Origin of the sequence: Klebsiella planticola ATCC 33531, assembly GCF_000735435.1 — a bacterium.
In the GTDB taxonomy this organism is placed as follows: domain Bacteria; phylum Pseudomonadota; class Gammaproteobacteria; order Enterobacterales; family Enterobacteriaceae; genus Klebsiella; species Klebsiella planticola.
Map to the genome: position 1 here is coordinate 1 of NZ_JMPP01000013.1, position 20,396 is coordinate 20,396.

Below are 20,396 nucleotides of genomic sequence, written 5' to 3' on the forward strand. Positions count from 1 at the left end.
CTGTTGGCGTTCATCTCTGAACCCCGCTGACCCGGCGGCTTGCGTGCCGTTGTTCCGTGTCAGTGGAGGCGCATTATAGGGAGTTCTGAGACGTTGACAAGCCCTGTTTTAAAAAAACTTTTCAACCGTCTCTTTTTTGTGCAAAACGCGATTAAAGTGGCAGTTTTTCCAGCGTCTCAAAGCCATAACGCTGTAAAACGGGCAAAAGTTGTTCAGTTTCGGCCGTCAGCGCCATGCAATAAGCCATATTCGGATCACTGGATTTCGCATCTGGCGCTTCATGTTCCAGCAGCCAGACGGTACGACGCGCAATCGCAGCACCTGAATCGATCATCCGCGTCCCTTCCGGCAGCACCTGCTGCAGCTCTTCCTGTAAGAGAGGGAAATGTGTGCAGCCCAGCACAACCGTATCAGGCGGCTCCGCCATTCGCAGCCACGGGCGCAGAATACGCCGCAACTCCTCCAGCGGGACCGGTTCGCCGTGCAGCTTCGCTTCCGCCAGCTCAACGAGTTCAGCGGAACCCAGCATCTCTATCTTACATTCATTTGCGAAACGGCTTATCAGCTCGCGGGTGTAAGGACGCTTGACCGTTCCACGCGTCGCCAGCAGACCAACAATACCGTTCGCCGTTAAACGCGCCGCGGGTTTAATCGCCGGGACGACTCCCACGACAGGAAAAGCGAATTTTTCACGAAGGGCGGGAAGAGAGACTGTGCTGGCGGTGTTGCAGGCAATGACGGCCAGCGCCAGCGGATAACGTTGTTGAACGGCAGTGACAATTTCGAGCACGCGTTCAACGATAAATTCTTCACTCTTCTCCCCGTAAGGAAAAGCGACGTTATCGAAAGCGTAGATATAATGCAGATTCGGCAGAAGCTGCCGAATCTCATGATAAACCGACAACCCACCGACGCCGGAGTCAAACACCAGCACGGTGGGACGTGGATCAGAAGGTGTAGCTGCCAGACAAGTAGTATTCTCGTCCTGCAGTTTGGTAGCCATAAGCTGTCTCGTAATCTTTATCGAACAGGTTAGCTATTTTACCACGAACTGTCAGGTGATCGGTGATCGGATACGCGGCAGAAACATCAACAGTGCTGTAGCTTGGCAAAATGCGCTGCGTATTATTGTACTGAGACGTGTTGTTATCGTAGCGCTTACCGTAATACTGCCACGATACATCCATATCGACGTTGAACATTGTCCAGTCCAGCTGGTACTTCGCCTGTCGCTTAGAACGTCTGGCCAGGACTTCACCATTGTCATCATTACGCGGGTCGACGTACTGCAACGTGACGCGGTGGCTGAAAATGCCGGTGTCGATATTACCGGTCCACTCAACGCCTTTAATGGTTGCGGCATTGATATTGTCATACTCGCCTTCATAGGTGACAGGATCCGAGTAATAGGTAATCAGATTGGTGATCTTGTAGTGATACGCAGACAGGCGCCAGTCCAGCGGCCCGGTGAGACCGTCAAACCCGGCTTCCCATTGTTGGGACTCTTCAGGCTTCAGGTTCGGGTTTGAACTGATACCAAAACGGGTCGAACCAAACTGCTGTCCCAGCGAAGGCGCGAGGAAGCCGGTACCATAGCCGAGGGTCACGCGATAGTTTTCCACGAATTCCCAACCGGCGGTGGTCTGCCAGGTCCCGTGCCAGCCAAACTGCTCGTCATGGTCTTCGCGACCGGACGCTTCCAGCGTAACATCGCCAAACTGCTGCTGACCGGTCAGATACAGGCCGGTGTTATCACGCTTGTAGGTATCCGATATGACCGTATCCGACGAGGTCAGGCGCTGCTGTTGCCAGTCGACGCCGGCGCTCACCGAACCGTGGCCAACAATAACGTTATTTCCCCACTGCAGGTTACGCTGAGTCATCCGATCGAGCGTCGTACCATCATTGTAACGGCCGTATATGCTGCTGTAGTTGTAGTCTTTGACCTTCTGATAGCTGGCAATCAGTTGTGAAGAGTAGATCCCGGAGCTGAATGTCAGGCCCGCGTCCCAGCTCTGGTTATAGAGCTGCTCTTCATCTGCACTGTAGGCAGGGCTGTATGGCGGGCTGCCCAGATCGTAATCGCTATTATTGGTATAGCTACGCCCACGGAAGAAACCGTTCAGGTTATCGTTAAATTTATGTTCAAGGCCGCCCCAGAACGCTTTGCTGCGGAAACCATCGCGATCCTGATCGTGAGACCAGCTCGAGTCAGGCTGAACGTTAAAGCCCTTATTGCCCTCATAGGAACCGGCGACCGTCGCCACCGTATCACCGAAGCGATGGCGAAGCGTGCCGTCGTATTGCTGATAGCCTTCAGAACCGACGCCTGCGGTAATCTTAGATTCTTCTTTATCAGAATGGGTGATGACGTTAATTACGCCGCCCATCGCGCCGGAACCATAAATAGCCGAACGCGGGCCGCGGATGTATTCCACGCGTTGTACCAGAGAAAGCGGTATTTGATTGAGGTCAGGATTGTTTGTAATACCGGGGCGCGGCATGGGAACGCCATCGATCAGCACCAGAACCTGCTTGGCCTCGGTACCGCGGACAAATAAAGAAGAGCTCTGTCCCATTCCCCCGTTCTGGGCAATATCCACCCCCGGCAGTCGACGCATAACGTCATTCAAATCCTTCGCCTGCCAGCGATCGATATCTTCGCGGGTGACCACATCGGTCGGTGCAAGAACCGTATTGACCGGCTGTTGAAAACGATTTGCTGTCACCACTAACGTATCTGAATTGCTGTCTTGCGCCCAGCCAGAAAATGCCGTGACGGAGAGAGCCGTCATCAGCGAAGCTTTTTTAATCATTGTAAAAGCATCCGTAACATATAAAGGATGCCGCTGGTTTCATCAGTAGCACGCGATGATAGAAACCAAATGCGACGTATTCCGGCAGGTCTTCGGGCTTGGGGCGTGTTATGGATGAGGACTTCCCACCTGATATCGGCAGTGTCTGCATAATGCGTTCATCCCACCTTCCTTACCGCTGCGCGTCAGCCCCAGATTTACACTGGGTTCCCTTTTAACTCACAGGACCGGTTACACAATGCTATAATTAGAAACATATAGATGTCCAGACTTCTATAATTATATTTGATCCTTTATCCGGGCTGGACATCCCCTGCGCTTTCCCTACAATCCCCGCGTACTTATTTTATTCAGGATGCATCATGACCCCAGAACACCTTCCGACCGAACAATATGAAGCGCAGCTGGCAGAAAAAGTCGTCCGTCTGCAAAAAATGATGGTGCCTTTTGCCGCGCCGGTTCCGGAGGTGTTTCGTTCGCCGGTGAGTCATTATCGTATGCGTGCTGAATTCCGCCTGTGGCATGACGGTGACGACCTGTACCACATCATGTTCGATCAGCAGACGAAATCCCGGATTCGCGTCGATAGCTTCCCGGCGGCAAGTGAGCTCATCAATCAACTGATGGTCGAGATTCTTGACGGCGTGCGCGATAACCCGGTTCTGCGCCACAAACTATTCCAGGTCGATTATCTGACGACCATGAGCAACCAGGCCGTGGTATCGCTGCTGTACCACAAAAAACTCGACGATGAGTGGCGTCAGCAGGCCGAGATTCTGCGCGATGCGCTGCGCGCGAAAAACCTCAACGTGCATCTGATTGGCCGGGCCACCAAAACCAAAATCGAGCTCGATCAAGATTACATCGATGAGCGTCTGCCGGTTGCCGGCCGCGAAATGATCTATCGCCAGGTAGAAAACAGCTTCACTCAGCCGAATGCCGCCATGAATATCCAGATGCTGGAGTGGGCGCTGGACGCCACCAAAGAGGCGACGGGAGATTTACTGGAGCTGTACTGCGGCAATGGTAACTTCTCGCTGGCCCTGGCGCGCAACTTCGATCGCGTACTGGCAACGGAAATCGCCAAACCGTCGGTCGCGGCGGCGCAGTACAACATTGCGGCTAACCATATTGATAACGTGCAGATTATCCGTATGGCGGCGGAAGAGTTTACGCAGGCCATGAACGGTGTACGAGAGTTTAACCGCCTGCAGGGTATTGACCTGAAAAGCTATCAGTGTGAGACGATTTTTGTCGATCCGCCGCGCAGCGGGCTGGATAATGAAACGGAGAAGATGGTGCAGGCGTACCCGCGTATTCTGTACATCTCCTGTAATCCGGAGACCCTGTGCCAGAATCTGGAAACCTTAAGCCAGACTCATGACGTCACGCGTCTGGCGCTGTTCGATCAGTTCCCGTACACCCATCATATGGAATGTGGCGTACTGCTCACGAAAAAGTAAGCACCAAACACCCGGCAACGCAATGTTTGCCGGGTAACGAGGCTTACTCTGCCGCCGTATCCTTACGGTTACGAATCCGGTAGCCGATCCAGAACACGGTAATCACCGACAGCACGGCCGGGAAGAAATTGGAGCCGATATCCGGATATTCCGCACGTACCACGGTGCTATACAGCAGAACGCCGAGAATAAAGCAGGCCGCCGCCAGGCCAGGCAAGCCCACGGGCATACTGCGGTTCTGGTAGCGCTGATGCAGACAGTAAACTGTCAGCAGCAGAGACAGCACCGGGAAGATGGAAAAGGGAACAATCGAGCTGAACAGCGCGGCGAAGGTTCCATTAATGGATAAACCAGCGATCAGCGCCAGCAGCAGCGTACCTTTATCTTGAACTGAGTGTTTCATTGCTCGTCCTTCACGTTATTCGGAATGATGTGACATTTTTTCTTGTTCGCGGCGATACCAGTAATACGCGCCTTTCGAGATCATTCTGAGCTGCAGTACCAGTCGCTCTTCCAGCTGCCGGCGCTGTTCAGGACTGACGTCCAGCGCCTCAGCGCCGGCGCTGAAAACGATAGTGACCATAGCTTCAGCCTGCGCTTCGGTAAAGGCGCGCGGCATATGGTTTTCGATTTCTAAATAATCGGCAAGTTCCGCGATGAAATGTTGAATTTCACGCGCCACGGCGGCACGAAACGCCGCGGATGTGCCAGAACGTTCCCGTAACAACAGACGGAAAGCGTTTGGGTTATTACCTATAAATTCCATGAACGTGGAAACCGAGGTGCGAATCACGCTGCCGCCTTTGGCGATACGCTGCCGCGCCTGGCGCATCAGCTGGCGTAGCATGAGCCCGCTCTCGTCGACCATCGTCAGACCGAGTTCGTCAACATCGCGAAAATGGCGATAAAAGGACGTTGGTGCAATCCCCGCCTCGCGCGCTACTTCGCGCAAACTCAAGCTGGCGAAACTCCGCTCAGCACTCAGCTGGCTGAATGCGGCTTCGACCAGCGAACGTCGGGTTTTCTCTTTTTGTAGTGCTCTTACGCCCATCACGATGTCTGAATCCTTCCAATAGACCTGTTGGCACTATACCAGAGATTAAAACTAATCGGTTTAGCCAGGTTTGTGAATGATTGTTTACGAGCCGAATCTGCTTTTATGCCGCAAAAAAGCACAACGATAATTGGGTTAAAGCCCGGCGAATGTTATCATCGTGTTTATTTTATGTATAAAACAGGTGAGTAATGCCATGTCACACTCTTGGGATTATGATGCAATAGTGATTGGTTCCGGTCCTGGCGGTGAAGGTGCTGCGATGGGACTGGTTAAGCAAGGAGCGCGCGTCGCCGTTATTGAGCGCTATCATAACGTCGGCGGCGGCTGTACCCACTGGGGTACCATCCCGTCGAAAGCCCTCCGCCATGCCGTCAGTCGTATTATCGAGTTTAACCAAAACCCCCTCTACAGCGACCATTCCCGTCTTCTTCGTTCTTCCTTCGCCGACATTCTTAACCATGCCGACAGCGTCATTAACCAGCAGACCCATATGCGTCAGGGTTTCTATGAGCGCAACCACTGCGAAATATTGCAGGGCAACGCGCACTTTGTTGATGAACACACGCTCGCCCTGGAATGTCACGACGGTACCGTCGAGACGATCACCGCCGAGAAATTCGTCATCGCCTGCGGCTCCCGTCCGTATCATCCGGCTGATGTCGACTTTTCCCACCCGCGCCTGTACGACAGCGATTCTATTCTCAGTCTGCAGCACGAGCCCCGCCACGTCATTATCTACGGCGCCGGGGTGATTGGCTGTGAGTACGCGTCCATTTTCCGCGGTATGGAAGTCAAAGTGGACCTGATAAATACCCGCGATCGTCTGCTGGCATTCCTCGATCAAGAGATGTCCGACTCCCTCTCCTATCACTTCTGGAACAGCGGTGTGGTTATTCGCCACAACGAAGAGTACGAGAAGATTGAAGGCGTTGATGACGGCGTGATCATGCATTTGAAATCGGGTAAAAAACTGAAAGCAGATTGCCTGCTGTACGCCAACGGGCGTACCGGTAACACCGATTCGCTGGCGCTGGAAAATATTGGTCTGAAAACCGATAGCCGCGGCCAGCTCAAGGTCAACAGCATGTATCAGACCGCGCTGCCGCATATCTATGCCGTAGGCGACGTCATCGGTTATCCAAGTCTGGCATCAGCCGCTTACGATCAGGGTCGCATCGCCGCGCAGGCGCTGATTAAAGGTGAGGCTTCTGCCCATCTGATTGAGGATATCCCCACCGGCATCTACACCATCCCGGAAATCAGCTCCGTCGGTAAAACGGAGCAGCAGCTGACTGCCATGAAGGTACCGTACGAAGTGGGTCGCGCGCAGTTTAAACATCTGGCACGGGCGCAAATCGTCGGCATGAGCGTGGGCACGCTGAAGATCCTGTTCCATCGGGAAACGAAAGAGATCCTTGGGATTCATTGCTTTGGCGAGCGCGCGGCCGAGATTATTCATATCGGCCAGGCGATTATGGAGCAAAAAGGTGGTGGCAACACCATTGAGTACTTCGTCAACACCACCTTTAACTACCCAACCATGGCGGAAGCCTATCGGGTTGCTGCGTTAAATGGCTTAAACCGCCTGTTTTAACGCTTTGTCGAAATGGCCATCCATGGTGCTGCGGATGGCCTCCGCCAGATGTTCGTAGCGGCTGCGCAGCGGGGAGCCGGGGCGGTAAACTAACCCGATGGTTCGTCTCGGTTCCGGCTTAATGCACGGAATATAGACCACGCCATCGCGTTTTCTCTCCTGCGGCACCGCTAACGCCGGCAGCAGCGTAATACCGCTACCTGCGGCCACCATGTTGCGCAGCGTTTCGAGGCTGGTCGCGCGGAAATGCGTATCTTCATCCGCACCGGCCTCAAAACAGAACCCCATCGCCTGATCGCGCAGGCAGTGGCCATCTTCCAGCATCAGCAGTTTTTCCCCGGCCAAATCGGACATCGGCACGCGATCGCGATTAGCCCACGGATGATCTTCGTAGATTGCCAGCATCATCGGCTCGTCAAACAGCGGTACCTCGATAAAGGCCTCGCTCTCTTTCACCAGCGCGAGGATCGCGCAGTCAAGCTTGCCGCTGTCCAGTTGAGCCAGCAGCTGATGCGTTTGGGCTTCATGCAGGTACATTTCCAGCTTTGGAAACGTCTGGTGTAGCATCGGTATGATTTGTGGCAACAGGTAAGGGCCAATGGTCGGAATCAGGCCAATATGCAGCGGCCCGGACATGGTCTCACCCTGTTGACTTGCCATTTCCTTGAGCACTTTGACTTCGCGTAACACGGTACGCGCCTGATCCACCAGCAACAGTCCGGCCTGGGTAAACAGCACCTTACGGCTGGTGCGCTCCAGCAACATGACCCCAAGTTCATCCTCCAGCTTACGGATTTGTCCGCTAAGCGTGGGTTGGCTGACGTGGCAGGAGTCCGCCGCGCGCCGGAAGTGGCGGTGCTCGGCTAGCGCAACCAGGTATTCAAGATCGCGAATATTCATTATTCATCCTCCGTCGCCATGATAGTTCATGGCGATAGATAGCATAGCAACGAACGATTATCCCTATCAAGTTTTCTGTTCAATAATAAACCCAGAAACGAGGCGAAAGTCAGAAAATCACGACATTGCCTCAGCATATTCCCTGACCAGATAACTAAAGCCAACGTGAACTTTTGCGGACCTTGTGTCCGCTTTTTTTTTGCATAAAAAAGCCCGGACATAGCCCGAGCCTCTTTTCTCACTCATCCCGCTGGAATCATCCAGGGGCGGCGAGGATTTACACCAGACGCTGTTTCGCGTCAGCAATCGCCTGGGCAACCTGCTTCGGCGAAACGCCGCCTTTTGCCGAGCGCTTATCCAGACAAGATTGCAGCGACAGAATCGGATAGACATCGTCGGCAATCACGCCGCTAAACTTCTGCAGGTCGGCCAGCGCCAGATCTTCCAGCGGTTTGCCCTGGGCAATCGCTTCAACAACCGCTTCCCCGACAATATGGTGCGCTTCACGGAACGGCACCCCTTTCGCAACCAGATAATCCGCCAGTTCGGTCGCATTCGCGTAGCCCTGCTGCGCCGCCTCTTCGCAACGCGGACGCTTGACCTGAATGCCATCCAGCACCAGCGCCGCCATATGCAGGCAATCAAGCCAGGTATCGAGCGCGTCGAACAGCCCTTCTTTATCTTCCTGCATATCTTTATTGTAGGCCAGCGGCAGACCTTTCAGAGTCATCATCATCCCGGTCAGGGCGCCCTGAACGCGGCCACATTTTCCGCGGATAAGTTCGAGCGCATCCGGGTTCTTTTTCTGCGGCATCAGCGAGGAACCGGAGGTGACGCGATCGGATAACTCAATAAAACCGGCTTCGCCCGTATTAAAGAAAATCAGATCTTCGGCGAAACGTGACAGGTGAACCATGCCAATCGACGCATCGGAGAGCAGCTCCAGTACGTGGTCACGGTCAGAAACGCTGTCCAGGCTATTGCGGGTCGCCGACGCAAAGCCCAGCCAGTCGGCCAGCTGCTCGCGATCGATATCATAGGCGGTACCCGCCAGCGCACCGCAGCCCAGAGGACTGACGTCCAGACGCTTGAGGGTATCCTGCAGGCGGCTTTCATCGCGCGCCAGCATCTCAACGTAGGCCAGGCACCAGTGGGCGAACGTCACCGGCTGCGCACGCTGCAGGTGGGTATAACCCGGCATAACGGCATCCTGGTTGTTCTGCGCCGTATCCACCAGCGCGCTTTGCAGCTGGCGGTTCGCAGAAAGCAGCTCCGCGACGGTATCTTTACACCACAGCTTCAGGTCGGTTGCGACCTGATCGTTACGGCTACGACCGGTATGCAATTTTTTACCCAGCTGGCCCACTTTGTCGATCAGTTTACCTTCCACCCAACTGTGGATATCTTCCGCATCGCTTGCAAGAATTTGCTGCGGATTTGCCCGCACCTCTTCCAGCAGCACGCTTAATGCCTCTTCCAGCTGCTGCTGCTCAGCGGCACTCAGAACGCCCACCGTCACCAGCGCTTTAGACCAGGCGACAGAGCCAACGATATCCTGCTCCGCCAGACGATAGTCAAAGCGCAAAGAGTCGTTGAACTGCTTGAACCGCTGATCTGCTGCCTGAGTAAAACGCCCGCCCCAAAGTGCCATAACCATTTCCTTAAATTCGTTTAGTTCTGCCGGGTGACGCTTCGCTAACCCGACCTACAGTCTTGTAGGCCCGGCAAACAATACGCCGCCGGGCATGAAATATTAAGCCAGAATACGCGTGCCGATAGGCGTGCCATTAAACAATGCCGGCAGCTGTTCCGCGTGGCGCCAGGAGGCGATATCCACCGGACGGCCCAGCGTCCGCGCCGCATCCAGCGCGGCATTCACCTTGACGATCATGCCATCAGTGATAATGCCTTGTTCGATCAGCTGCTCCGCCTTCGCCGCGGTCATTTCCGCGATGCGCTGGCCTTTACCATCGAGAATACCGCTGACATCGGAAAGCAGAATCAGATCCGCGCCAAGGGTCGCCGCCAGCGCAGTGGCCGCCTGGTCAGCGTTCACGTTCATCAGTTGCCCTTCATCGGTCACGCCGATCGAACTGACCACCGGCAGGTAGCCGCCCGCCAGCAGCGTGTTAATCAGCGCCGGCGATCCCGGCTGCGCCAGGCCAACGTGGCCCAGCTCTTCATCAAGCTGAGTGACCTTCACACTGTCACCATCGCCAAGGAACAGGCCAACGGACGCAATATGGTGTTTCTTCGCCCATGCCAGCAGCGTCTTATTCGCAGTTCCCGCCAGCGCACCGGTAATAATGTCGATCTGATCCGCAGGCGTCACCCGCAGACCGTTTTTCTTGTTCACCGGCAGGTTGAGTTGCTTCATCAGCTCATCCACCACACAGCCGCCGCCGTGCACAATAACCAGCGGGCGATGATGCGTTTCACGATAATTGACCAGCGCGGTAAACAGACGCTCCAGCGCTTCTTCGCTGTCGAGTAAAACGCCGCCGAGTTTGATAATTAATGGGTTCATCATCACACCTTAAATAAGAGACTGCGTTTCAGCGAAGCCGAAACGAATATTCGCGCACTGGACTGCCTGCGCCGCCGCGCCTTTCAGCAGGTTATCTTCCGCCGCCACCACGATAATATGCTGGTCCTGAACCGCAAAACCGATATCACAGAATGGCAGACCTACGACGTTTTTCAATGCGGGCACGCCTTTATCGTATAAACGTACCAATGGCTTATCGGCATACGCCTGCTGGAACACTCCGGCAACCTGCTCTTTGCTGACGCCTGGCTTCAGGCGGCAGGTAATGGTTTCCAGAATCCCACGTTTAAAGTTGCCGAGATGAGGCGTAAAAATCACCTCTGCGCCAAGATGGGTCGAGATTTCCGGGTGATGGCGATGGTTGAACACACCATACGGCTGCAGGCTGACTTCACAGAAGCTATTGCCGATGGCCGCTTTACGACCCGCACCGCTGACGCCGCTGGTCGCGTTGATCACCGGCCACTGGCTAAGATCCAGCAGGTCCGCATCGATCAGTGGCTTCAGCGACAGCTGAGCCGCTGTCGGATAGCAGCCCGGTACGGCGACCAGATTCGCCTCTTTCAGTTTGTCGACGCTCCACTCTGCCAGGCCATACACCGCCTGCTCAAGCAGGGCCGGATGCTGATGAGTAAAGCCGTAATATTTTTCGTAGAACGCAGCGTCGTTTACGCGGAAGGCGCCGGATAAGTCGAATACCACGCAGCCTGCGGCAAGGAACTGCGGCGCCAGGTCGTGGCTCACTTCATGGGCGGTAGCGAGGAAGACGACATCCACCCCGGCGCTAAATTCGCTGATATCTGACATCGGCTGCAGCGGTAAATCCACAATGCCTTTCAGCTGCGGATGCAAATCGGAAATGAATTTCCCTGCATCATTACTTTGCGCGGAGACCGTCAAAGCGGTTATGGTCATATGAGGATGGCGATTTACATAGGTCACTAGCTCTGCGCCGGCATAACCGCTGGCACCCACAATCAGCGTCTTCAACATCGGGGCTCTTCACCTTCTTACGTCATGTTTGTCCAGGAAGCATTTCTCTTCCTCACCCTGTTAAGCCGTAAGCACTTTCCCTACACTTTATGGGTTTTCTTACGCTCAACGATAATGTATTTTTATTCACTAATACTGCATGAATATTGATACTATCATGACCCGAGGTGTGTCAACAATGAAAAACAACTTACCACCCTTTATCGAGATTTACCGCGCATTGATCGCCACACCTTCTATCAGCGCAACCGAAGAGGCGCTGGATCAAAGTAATGAGACTTTAATCAATTTACTCGCTGGCTGGTTCCGCGAAATTGGCTTCAATGTCGAAGTGCAGCCGGTGCCGGATACGCGCAACAAATTCAATATGCTGGCCAGCACCGGCCACGGCGCTGGCGGCCTGCTCCTCGCCGGACATACGGATACCGTTCCTTTTGATGACGGCCGCTGGACCCGCGATCCTTTCACCCTCACCGAGCACGAAAACAAGCTGTACGGCCTCGGCACCGCCGACATGAAAGGCTTTTTTGCCTTTATTCTTGATGCCCTGCGCGATGTCGATGTCAGTCAGCTGAAAAAACCGCTCTACATCCTGGCTACCGCCGATGAAGAGACCAGCATGGCCGGCGCCCGTTACTTTGCCGAAACGACCCTGTTGCGCCCGGATTGCGCCATCATCGGTGAACCCACCTCTCTGCAGCCGGTACGCGCGCACAAAGGCCATATGTCCAACGCCATCCGTATCCAGGGGCAGTCCGGCCACTCCAGCGATCCGGCGCGCGGCGTCAACGCCATTGAGCTGATGCACGATGCCATTGGTCGCATCATGCAGCTGCGCGACTCGCTGAAAGAGCGCTATCACTACGATGCCTTCACCGTACCGTATCCGACGCTCAACCTCGGGGCTATCCATGGCGGCGACGCCTCAAACCGCATCTGCGCCTGCTGCGAGCTGCATATGGATATTCGCCCACTTCCGGGCATGACGCTCAACGATCTCAACGGACTGCTGGATGAAGCGCTGGCACCGGTTAGCGAGCGCTGGCCGGGTCGCCTGACCGTCTCCGAGCTGCATCCGCCGATTCCGGGCTACGAATGCCCGCCGGACCACCGGCTGGTTCAGGTTGTTGAAAAGCTCCTCGGCGCACAAACTGAAGTCGTGAACTACTGCACCGAAGCGCCGTTTATCCAGACGCTCTGCCCGACGCTGGTTTTAGGTCCTGGCTCCATTAACCAGGCCCACCAGCCGGATGAATATCTGGAAACCCGCTTTATCAAGCCGACCCGTGAGCTGATTACGCAGGTTGTCCACCATTTCTGCTGGCACTAAAGCCTGCGGATCCCGCCTCTTTTCCTGGGGCGGGACGGTGATTCTGGTCACATTTCCATAAGCAACGCTTATCAAGCGACGTCTGAGTTAAATTTCGCAAATTGCCGCCATTTATTCGTTTGCTGAAGCGATTTCGCAACAATTGACGTGGGGGTTTTTACGTGGCTTTATAAAAGACGGCTGCTTATCCGCCGCTCAACGTTGCAGAGTGCCGGGTATAACAAAATAAAATGAGATGGGGTGTCTGGGGTAACATGAACGAACAATATTCCGCTTTGCGTAGTAATGTCAGTATGCTCGGTAAGGTGCTAGGCGATACCATCAAGGATGCACTGGGAGAGAACATTCTTGATCGTGTCGAAACTATCCGTAAATTGTCCAAGTCTTCTCGCGCCGGCAATGAAGCCAATCGCCAGGAATTGCTCACCACGCTGCAAAACTTGTCCAACGACGAGCTGCTGCCGGTCGCTCGCGCCTTCAGCCAGTTCCTGAACCTGGCGAATACGGCGGAGCAGTACCACAGTATTTCGCCAAACGGCGAAGCGGCCAGCAATCCGGAAGTGATTGCCCGCACCCTGAGAAAACTCAAAGACCAACCCCATCTCAACGAAGATACCATTAAAAAAGCGGTGGAGTCCCTGTCTCTGGAGCTGGTATTAACCGCTCACCCCACCGAGATCACCCGCCGTACGCTGATCCACAAAATGGTGGAAGTGAACAACTGCCTGAAGCAGCTTGATAATAAAGATATCGCGGATTACGAACACCATCAGCTGATGCGCCGTCTGCGCCAGCTGATCGCCCAGTCATGGCATACGGATGAAATCCGTAAGTACCGCCCGACCCCAGTTGATGAAGCGAAATGGGGGTTTGCCGTAGTTGAAAACAGCCTGTGGGAAGGGGTACCAAACTACCTGCGTGAGCTGAACGAACAGCTGGAAGAGAACCTCAACTATCAGCTGCCGGTTGACTTTGTACCGGTGCGCTTTACCTCCTGGATGGGCGGTGACCGCGACGGTAACCCGAATGTGACCGCCGATATCACCCGTCAGGTGCTGCTGCTGAGCCGCTGGAAAGCCACCGACCTGTTCCTGAAAGATATTCAGCTGTTGATTTCCGAACTGTCGATGGTCGAATGTACCGACGAACTGCGGGAGCTGGCCGGCGCGGAAGGCGCGCAGGAACCGTACCGTTATCTGATGAAAAAACTGCGTACCCAGCTGATGGAAACGCAGGCCTGGCTGGAAGCTCGCCTGAAAGGACAGAAGCTGCCGAAACCTGCCGGCCTGATTACCCAGAACGAACAGCTGTGGGAACCACTTTATGCCTGCTATAAGTCGCTGCAGTCCTGCGGCATGGGCATTATTGCCAACGGCGAACTGCTCGATACCCTGCGCCGCGTGAAATCGTTCGGCGTACCGCTCGTGCGTATCGATATTCGTCAGGAAAGCACCCGCCATACCGAAGCACTGGGAGAGATGACCCGTTATCTCGGCATTGGCGATTACGAAAGCTGGTCAGAAGCCGACAAACAGGCTTTCCTGATCCGCGAACTGAACTCCAAACGCCCGCTGCTGCCACGTCAGTGGGAGCCGAGCAATGAAACCCGCGAAGTGCTCGACACCTGCCGGGTGATCGCCGAAGCGCCGCACGGATCCATCGCCGCTTACGTGATCTCCATGGCGAAGACTCCATCCGACGTGCTGGCAGTTCACCTGCTGCTGAAAGAGTCCGGTATTGGCTTCGCCCTGCCGGTTGCGCCGCTGTTTGAAACCCTGGACGATCTGAACAACGCCAATGACGTCATGACCCAGCTGCTGAACATCGACTGGTACCGCGGCTTTATTCAGGGCAAACAGATGGTCATGATTGGCTATTCCGACTCAGCGAAAGACGCCGGCGTGATGGCCGCCTCCTGGGCGCAGTATCAGGCACAGGACGCGCTGATCAAGACCTGCGAAAAAGCCGGTATTGAACTGACGCTGTTCCACGGTCGTGGGGGTTCCATCGGTCGCGGCGGCGCCCCGGCGCACGCGGCGCTGCTTTCTCAGCCCCCGGGAAGCCTGAAAGGCGGCCTGCGCGTGACGGAACAAGGCGAGATGATTCGCTTTAAGTACGGTCTGCCGGAAGTCACCATCAGCAGTCTGTCGCTGTACACCAGCGCCGTGCTGGAGGCCAACCTGCTGCCGCCGCCGGAACCCAAACCGGAATGGCGTCACATCATGGCCGAGCTCTCCGACATTTCCTGTGAAATGTACCGCGGCTACGTGCGTGAAAATAAAGACTTTGTCCCTTATTTCCGCTCCGCGACGCCGGAGCAGGAACTGGGTAAACTGCCGCTCGGCTCGCGTCCGGCAAAACGTCGCGCTACCGGTGGCGTCGAGTCCCTGCGCGCCATTCCATGGATTTTCGCCTGGACCCAGAACCGTCTGATGTTGCCGGCCTGGCTGGGTGCAGGTACCGCGCTGCAAAAAGTGGTGGAAGATGGCAAGCAGAGCGAACTGGAAACCATGTGTCGCGACTGGCCGTTCTTCTCTACCCGTCTGGGCATGCTGGAAATGGTGTTCTCGAAGGCTGACCTGTGGCTGGCGGAATACTACGATCAGCGTCTGGTGAAACCGGAGCTATGGGAACTGGGCGCGGAGCTGCGTGAGCTGCTATCCAACGGGATCAAAGTGGTGCTCGATATTGCAAACGACTCCCACCTGATGGCCGACCTGCCGTGGATCGCCGAGTCTATCCAGCTGCGTAACATCTATACCGACCCGCTGAACGTCCTGCAGGCAGAACTGCTGCACCGTTCACGTCTGGCGGAAGAAGAAGGTAAAGAGCCGGATCCGCGCGTTGAACAAGCGCTGATGGTCACGATTGCGGGCGTTGCCGCAGGTATGCGCAACACGGGCTAATTTATCAGCCGTTCCCGGTAAGACGATATTTACCGGGAAAAAACCGGATCGCGCCTGATCCGGTTACGCTTTCCCCGGTGAGCCTCACGCGACCGGGGATTTTTATTAATGGTGCAGCATTTCGTCGACAATCTGCTCTTTATGCAGAGCATAAGGATAATAGGTCGGCCAGTTGTCCATCTCTTTCAGTAACGCCTCCTGCGAGTCATTGCCCATAAAGATATGGAAATGCTGTGATTTGCGCGGTCCGATAATATGATCGCTGAACTGAACAAATTTCGGCGCTTTTGATTCCGCCTGCTGGCATTCGAACAGATAGCGCACGCCTTTCTTGCCGGAAGCATAGGTCAGGATCTTATAGCCGGAATAGGTGTATTTACAGGCATTAACGGTTTTGCCAACGTGAAACTCCATCACGTTATCTTCGATCCCAATCTGGTCCACATCAGTGGCATAGCCTTTCTTATAATATTCCCGATATTCCGCCACGCTCTTGCCGCCCGCTTTTTTGGCTTTTTGCTCCAGCACCGGATCCAAATCCCCATTCAGCAGATACGGATTCACCGACTGCCAGATCCCATCCCAGTCGCTAAGCGCCCGATCCTTAACGTCCGCATCGGCAAAAATACCTTCGCTGGCCTTAACCTCCGCCTCCGTTAACGCGGGGCCATGGCTATGGTGGCCGTGGGCAGAGGTCTGAGCGCTGGCTAACAGCATGCCAACGCCCAGCGCAAGGGCAGAAATCATTTTGGTCATCACTCTCTCCTGAGTTAACATTTGCAATGATATGTTACGATATAACATATCATATATAAGCTGCAATATGATTTCCCCTCATTGCCCACTGACTTTTACCCTTTTCGCGCTGTCCGGTATGATAAAAATGTGGCGCCTTCTACGGAGCAAGAATGGATACCGATCTCAATCAACACATCGACGCGTTAATCAAAAGCCCGGCGACGATCCGGCAGATCCGATTTGCCACCGACGGCCGCCCGGCATCCGGTAACGTGCAGAGGGCGGATTTCCCACGCCTCGAAATCATGCTTGATGGCCAGCTTCACGATCCCGGCATCAAAGCCGATCCGCCCGTGCTGTCCCGGCACGACGTGCTGTTTATTCACGCCGGCGGATGGCATTCTCCCCGTTGGCAGTCGCCCTGTACCGTCCTGAGCATTGTGTTTGGCAAGCAGCAGTTAGAGCTCGCCCTGACGCGCTGGAACGGCAGTATGTTGAATGTTGAGGATAAGCTTCAGGTACCGCGCCGCGGCCCCCGGACAGGCTCCTTCCTGCTACAGGCGCTCAATGAGATGCAGATGCAACCGCAGGAACAGCACACCGCGAGATACATCGTTATCAGCCTGCTGAGCCACTGCGCCGATCTGCTTGGTAGCCAGGTGCAAACCGCCTCCCGAAGTCAGGCGCTCTTTGAAGCGATCCGCAAATATATCGACGCTCGCTTTGCCGAACCGTTAACCCGCGAATCGGTGGCACAGGAATTTTATCTCTCGCCAAACTATCTCTCCCATCTGTTCCAGAAATGCGGGACCATGGGGTTTAACGAGTATCTGAATCACATCCGACTTGAGCAGGCCCGAATGCTGTTAAAAGGCCACGACATGAAAATCAAAGATGTCGCTCACGCCTGCGGTTTTGTCGACAGCAACTATTTCTGCCGTCTGTTTCGCAAGAATACCGAGCGTTCCCCCTCCGAGTATCGCCGCCAGTATCACAGCCAGCTGACGGAGAAACCGCGCTAAGCAGAAACTAGATTTTTGTAAGTAAGCCATCGCGTTTTTACGATCCTCCTGCCCAGGCTCGCCAGATATAGCTGGAAAATGTGATCTAAATCATCCTTACCCGCAATGCGTACATTTATCCAGTTTTTGGCAAATTTGTCATCTGGCGACCCGCCGAGGAGAAGCCGTATCCTTACCTCAACATCACTGAATTGAGAATTGAGGAAAGGCTATGGAACTCTATCTGGACACCGCGAACGTAGCAGAAGTTGAACGTCTGGCACGAATCTATCCGCTGGCCGGAGTGACCACCAACCCGAGCATTATCGCCGCAGGCAAAACGCCGATCTGGGATGTTCTCCCGCGTCTGCAAAAGGCCATCGGACCTGATGGCACGCTGTTTGCCCAGACGATGAGCCGCGATGCTGAAAGCATGGTGGCGGAAGCCAAACGGCTGAGCAACGCCGTTCCGGGCATCGTGGTTAAAATCCCGGTCACCGCTGAAGGCCTCGCCGCTATCAAATTACTGAAGAAAGAAGGCATCCCGACGCTGGGTACCGCGGTCTATAGCGCCGCGCAGGGGCTGCTGGCAGCGCTGGCGGGCGCAAAATATGTTGCCCCTTACGTCAACCGCGTCGATGCCCAGGGGGGTGACGGTATTCGCATGGTGCAGGAGCTGCAATCCCTGCTGGAGCAGCACGCGCCGGGGAGCAAAGTGCTGGCCGCCAGCTTTAAAACTCCACGTCAGGCGCTGGATTGCCTGCTGACCGGCTGTGAAGCTATCACCCTTCCCTTAGACGTAGCGCAACAAATGCTCGGCACCCCCGCGGTAGAGTCAGCCATAGAGAAGTTTGAGCAAGACTGGAATAACGCTTTTGGCAATCTGAACCTGTAACCCGATTGTCGCGTCGCCAGAGGGCGGCGCCACGATCAACCAGGAGGAATAGAAATGGATCGCATTATTCAATCCCCAGGCAAATATATTCAGGGCGCGAATGCTATCACCCGCCTTGGCAACTATCTCAAACCGCTGGCCGAACGCTGGCTCATTGTTGGCGACAAGTTTGTGCTGGGTTTTGCCGAAGAAAAGCTGCGAAAAAGCCTGGCCGATGCGGGTCTGGCTGCTGAAATCGTGCCGTTTGGCGGTGAATGCTCGCATAATGAAATCAATCGCTTACGAGAAATCGCCGGCGCGGCCCGCTGCAATGCCGTGTTGGGAATCGGCGGCGGAAAAACGCTGGATACCGCGAAAGCATTAGCCCACTTTATGAATCTTCCGGTAGTGATTGCCCCGACCATTGCCTCAACGGACGCCCCCTGCAGCGCCCTCTCCGTTATCTATACCGACGAAGGCGAGTTTGACAGCTATCTGATGCTGCCGCGCAACCCGAACATGGTGATTGTCGATACGCAAATCGTCGCAGGCGCTCCACCGCGCTTGCTGGCAGCGGGTATCGGCGATGCATTGGCTACCTGGTTTGAAGCCCGCGCCTGTTCACGCAGCGGCGCCACGACAATGGCCGGAGGCAAATGCACTCAGGCGGCGCTGGCGCTGGCTGAGCTGTGCTACAACACGCTGATTGCAGAAGGTGAAAAAGCGATGCTGGCGGCGGAGCAGCATGTCGTCACGCCGGCGCTGGAAAAAGTTATCGAAGCCAACACCTATCTGAGCGGGGTGGGTTTTGAAAGCGGCGGGCTGGCAGCAGCGCATGCGATCCATAACGGCCTTACCGCCATTCCGGACGCGCATCACTACTATCACGGTGAAAAGGTCGCCTTCGGGACGCTGACGCAGCTGGTGCTGGAAAATGCCCCGCTGGAAGAGATTGAAACCGTCGCCGCGCTGTGTCACAGCGTCGGGCTGCCTGTCACCCTGGCACAGCTGGATATTAAAGGAGATATTCCCGGCAAAATGCGTACCGTCGCGGAAGCAGCCTGCGCAGAGGGAGAAACTATCCACAATATGCCCGGCGGCGCGACCGCTGATGAAGTCTACGCCGCGCTGCTGGTCGCCGATCAGTACGGGCAGCGTTTTCTGCATGAATGGGAATAAGCATAATGGCCCTCGATGAGGGCCATTTTTTATACCGCCGGACGCACGCCCAGGGTGTGACAGATGGCGTAGCTCATCTCGGCACGGTTCAGCGTGTAGAAGTGGAAATCCTTCACCCCTTCACGGCTTAAAATTTTCACCATGTCCATCGCAATGTTGGCACCGACCAGCTGGCGAGTTTCCGCATCGTTATCCAGACCCTCGAACATTTTTGACATCCACGTTGGAATACGCACGTTGGTCATGTCGGCAAACTTTTTCGCCTGTTTGAAGTTAGAAACCGGCAGGATGCCCGGGATAATTTCGACATCGATCCCGGCAGACACGCAGCGATCGCGAAAGCGTAGATAGCTTTCAACGTCAAAGAAAAACTGGGTAATCGCGCGGTTCGCGCCGGCTTCGACTTTCCGCTTCAGGTTCAGCAGATCGGCCTGCGCGCTTTTGGCTTCCGGGTGAACTTCAGGATAGGCCGCAACGGAAATATCAAAATCTCCGACCTCTTTCAACAGCGTCACCAGGTCCGCCGCATACATATCAGGCTTACCGCTACCCGGCGGCAGGTCGCCGCGCAGGGCAACGATGTGGCGAATACCGTTGTTCCAGTAGTCTTCGGCGATCGCGCGCAGTTCATCGCGGCTGGCGTCAATACAGGTCAGATGCGGTGCCGCTTCCAGACCGGTACGTTCTTTAATACCCTTAATGATGCTATGGGTACGATCGCGCTCGCCGGAGTTGGCGCCATAGGTCACCGAGACAAACTTTGGCTTCAGGCTGCTTAAGCGATCGATGGACTTCCACAAGGTTTGCTCCATTTCACTGGTGCGCGGCGGAAAGAATTCAAAGGACACGTTAATCTGGCCCTGCACTTCTGCCAGGCTCTGATTCAGGGCTTCCCGCTGATTGGCGTGAAAAAAGCTCATACCTTACCTCATCAATCGCATTTTATTGTTTGTTGTGTCGCGAACTTCTATACGTTTAGACGTCCAGATGTAAAAAT

The 20,396-nt window shown here is 55.1% G+C and carries 17 protein-coding genes and 1 riboswitch; of the genes, 7 read left to right on the top strand and 10 right to left on the bottom strand.

Translation table 11 applies throughout. The annotated features are described in order from the left end of the window. Positions 1-151: 151 nt before the first annotated feature. Together murI and btuB are read right to left on the bottom strand one after the other, a co-directional pair. A complete protein-coding gene (murI, locus tag GRPL_RS21675) occupies positions 152-1,003 on the bottom strand; it encodes a glutamate racemase (protein ID WP_032690064.1) in 852 nt (283 codons plus the stop codon). Next, complete coding sequence (gene btuB / locus GRPL_RS21670; protein WP_032698438.1) at positions 948-2,816, bottom strand: TonB-dependent vitamin B12 receptor BtuB; 1,869 nt, start codon at positions 2,814-2,816, stop codon at positions 948-950. The genes murI and btuB overlap by 56 nt, the downstream gene beginning before the upstream one ends. Positions 2,817-2,883: 67 nt before the next feature. Further along, a riboswitch (cobalamin riboswitch) is annotated at positions 2,884-3,063 on the bottom strand. A gap of 115 nt (positions 3,064-3,178) precedes the next feature. On the opposite strand from btuB, the gene trmA reads away from it, so the two are divergent. Further along, on the top strand, positions 3,179-4,279 hold the full coding sequence (gene trmA, locus GRPL_RS21665) for a tRNA (uridine(54)-C5)-methyltransferase TrmA (RefSeq protein ID WP_032698440.1): 1,101 nt from the start codon (positions 3,179-3,181) through the stop codon (positions 4,277-4,279). 43 nt (positions 4,280-4,322) lie between these two features. Here the strand turns inward: trmA and GRPL_RS21660 are convergent, their stop codons facing one another. After that, positions 4,323-4,682, bottom strand: coding sequence for a YijD family membrane protein (locus tag GRPL_RS21660; protein WP_032690067.1), 360 nt, complete (start codon positions 4,680-4,682; stop codon positions 4,323-4,325). Positions 4,683-4,697: 15 nt separating this feature from the next. Beyond that, positions 4,698-5,333, bottom strand: coding sequence for an HTH-type transcriptional repressor FabR (fabR, locus tag GRPL_RS21655; protein WP_032690068.1), 636 nt, complete (start codon positions 5,331-5,333; stop codon positions 4,698-4,700). A 196-nt stretch (positions 5,334-5,529) separates the two neighbouring features. On the opposite strand from fabR, the gene sthA reads away from it, so the two are divergent. Next, a complete protein-coding gene (gene sthA, locus GRPL_RS21650; RefSeq protein WP_004869456.1) occupies positions 5,530-6,930 on the top strand; it encodes a Si-specific NAD(P)(+) transhydrogenase in 1,401 nt (466 codons plus the stop codon). Here sthA and oxyR read toward each other — a convergent pair. The 4 genes from oxyR to argC form a co-directional block, all read right to left on the bottom strand. Beyond that, complete coding sequence (gene oxyR / locus GRPL_RS21645) at positions 6,913-7,830, bottom strand: DNA-binding transcriptional regulator OxyR (protein ID WP_004869452.1); 918 nt, start codon at positions 7,828-7,830, stop codon at positions 6,913-6,915. The two genes, sthA and oxyR, sit on opposite strands and share 18 nt — an antisense overlap. Before the next feature lie 277 nt (positions 7,831-8,107). Next, the gene (argH, locus tag GRPL_RS21640) at positions 8,108-9,481 is read right to left on the bottom strand and encodes an argininosuccinate lyase (RefSeq protein ID WP_032696633.1); all 1,374 of its coding nucleotides are present in this window, start codon (positions 9,479-9,481) and stop codon (positions 8,108-8,110) included. Positions 9,482-9,583: 102 nt separating this feature from the next. Continuing rightward, positions 9,584-10,360, bottom strand: a complete 777-nt coding sequence (gene argB, locus GRPL_RS21635; protein ID WP_094898572.1) for an acetylglutamate kinase — start codon at positions 10,358-10,360, stop codon at positions 9,584-9,586. Positions 10,361-10,366: 6 nt separating this feature from the next. Beyond that, entirely contained in the window at positions 10,367-11,371 is a 1,005-nt protein-coding gene (gene argC, locus GRPL_RS21630; RefSeq protein WP_032690072.1) for an N-acetyl-gamma-glutamyl-phosphate reductase, read from the bottom strand. 178 nt (positions 11,372-11,549) lie between these two features. Here argC and argE point away from each other — a divergent pair, with 178 nt between their 5' ends. Both argE and ppc read left to right on the top strand, forming a co-directional pair. After that, positions 11,550-12,701 carry an acetylornithine deacetylase gene (argE, locus tag GRPL_RS21625; RefSeq protein ID WP_032690073.1) on the top strand — a complete coding sequence of 384 codons (1,152 nt, stop codon included), beginning with the start codon at positions 11,550-11,552 and terminating at the stop codon, positions 12,699-12,701. Positions 12,702-12,955: 254 nt separating this feature from the next. Next, positions 12,956-15,607: a phosphoenolpyruvate carboxylase gene (ppc, locus tag GRPL_RS21620; RefSeq protein WP_032690075.1), complete on the top strand. Its 2,652-nt coding sequence runs from the start codon at positions 12,956-12,958 to the stop codon at positions 15,605-15,607. A gap of 105 nt (positions 15,608-15,712) precedes the next feature. On the opposite strand, the gene zinT is transcribed toward ppc, so the two are convergent. After that, a complete protein-coding gene (zinT, locus tag GRPL_RS21615) occupies positions 15,713-16,363 on the bottom strand; it encodes a metal-binding protein ZinT (protein WP_032696635.1) in 651 nt (216 codons plus the stop codon). Between the two features lie 152 nt (positions 16,364-16,515). Here zinT and GRPL_RS21610 point away from each other — a divergent pair, with 152 nt between their 5' ends. The 3 genes from GRPL_RS21610 (at position 16,516) to gldA (ending at position 19,399) form a co-directional block, all read left to right on the top strand. Beyond that, positions 16,516-17,367: a helix-turn-helix domain-containing protein gene (locus GRPL_RS21610; RefSeq protein WP_032696636.1), complete on the top strand. Its 852-nt coding sequence runs from the start codon at positions 16,516-16,518 to the stop codon at positions 17,365-17,367. Between the two features lie 211 nt (positions 17,368-17,578). After that, positions 17,579-18,241 (top strand): fructose-6-phosphate aldolase, encoded by a 663-nt coding sequence (gene fsa / locus GRPL_RS21605; RefSeq protein ID WP_032698441.1) that lies wholly within the window; start codon positions 17,579-17,581, stop codon positions 18,239-18,241. Positions 18,242-18,295: 54 nt separating this feature from the next. Beyond that, positions 18,296-19,399 carry a bifunctional L-1,2-propanediol dehydrogenase/glycerol dehydrogenase gene (gldA, locus tag GRPL_RS21600; RefSeq protein ID WP_032696639.1) on the top strand — a complete coding sequence of 368 codons (1,104 nt, stop codon included), beginning with the start codon at positions 18,296-18,298 and terminating at the stop codon, positions 19,397-19,399. 29 nt (positions 19,400-19,428) lie between these two features. Here gldA and metF read toward each other — a convergent pair whose 3' ends face one another. Continuing rightward, complete coding sequence (metF, locus tag GRPL_RS21595; protein WP_032690080.1) at positions 19,429-20,319, bottom strand: methylenetetrahydrofolate reductase; 891 nt, start codon at positions 20,317-20,319, stop codon at positions 19,429-19,431. Between the last annotated feature and the right edge of the window lie 77 nt (positions 20,320-20,396).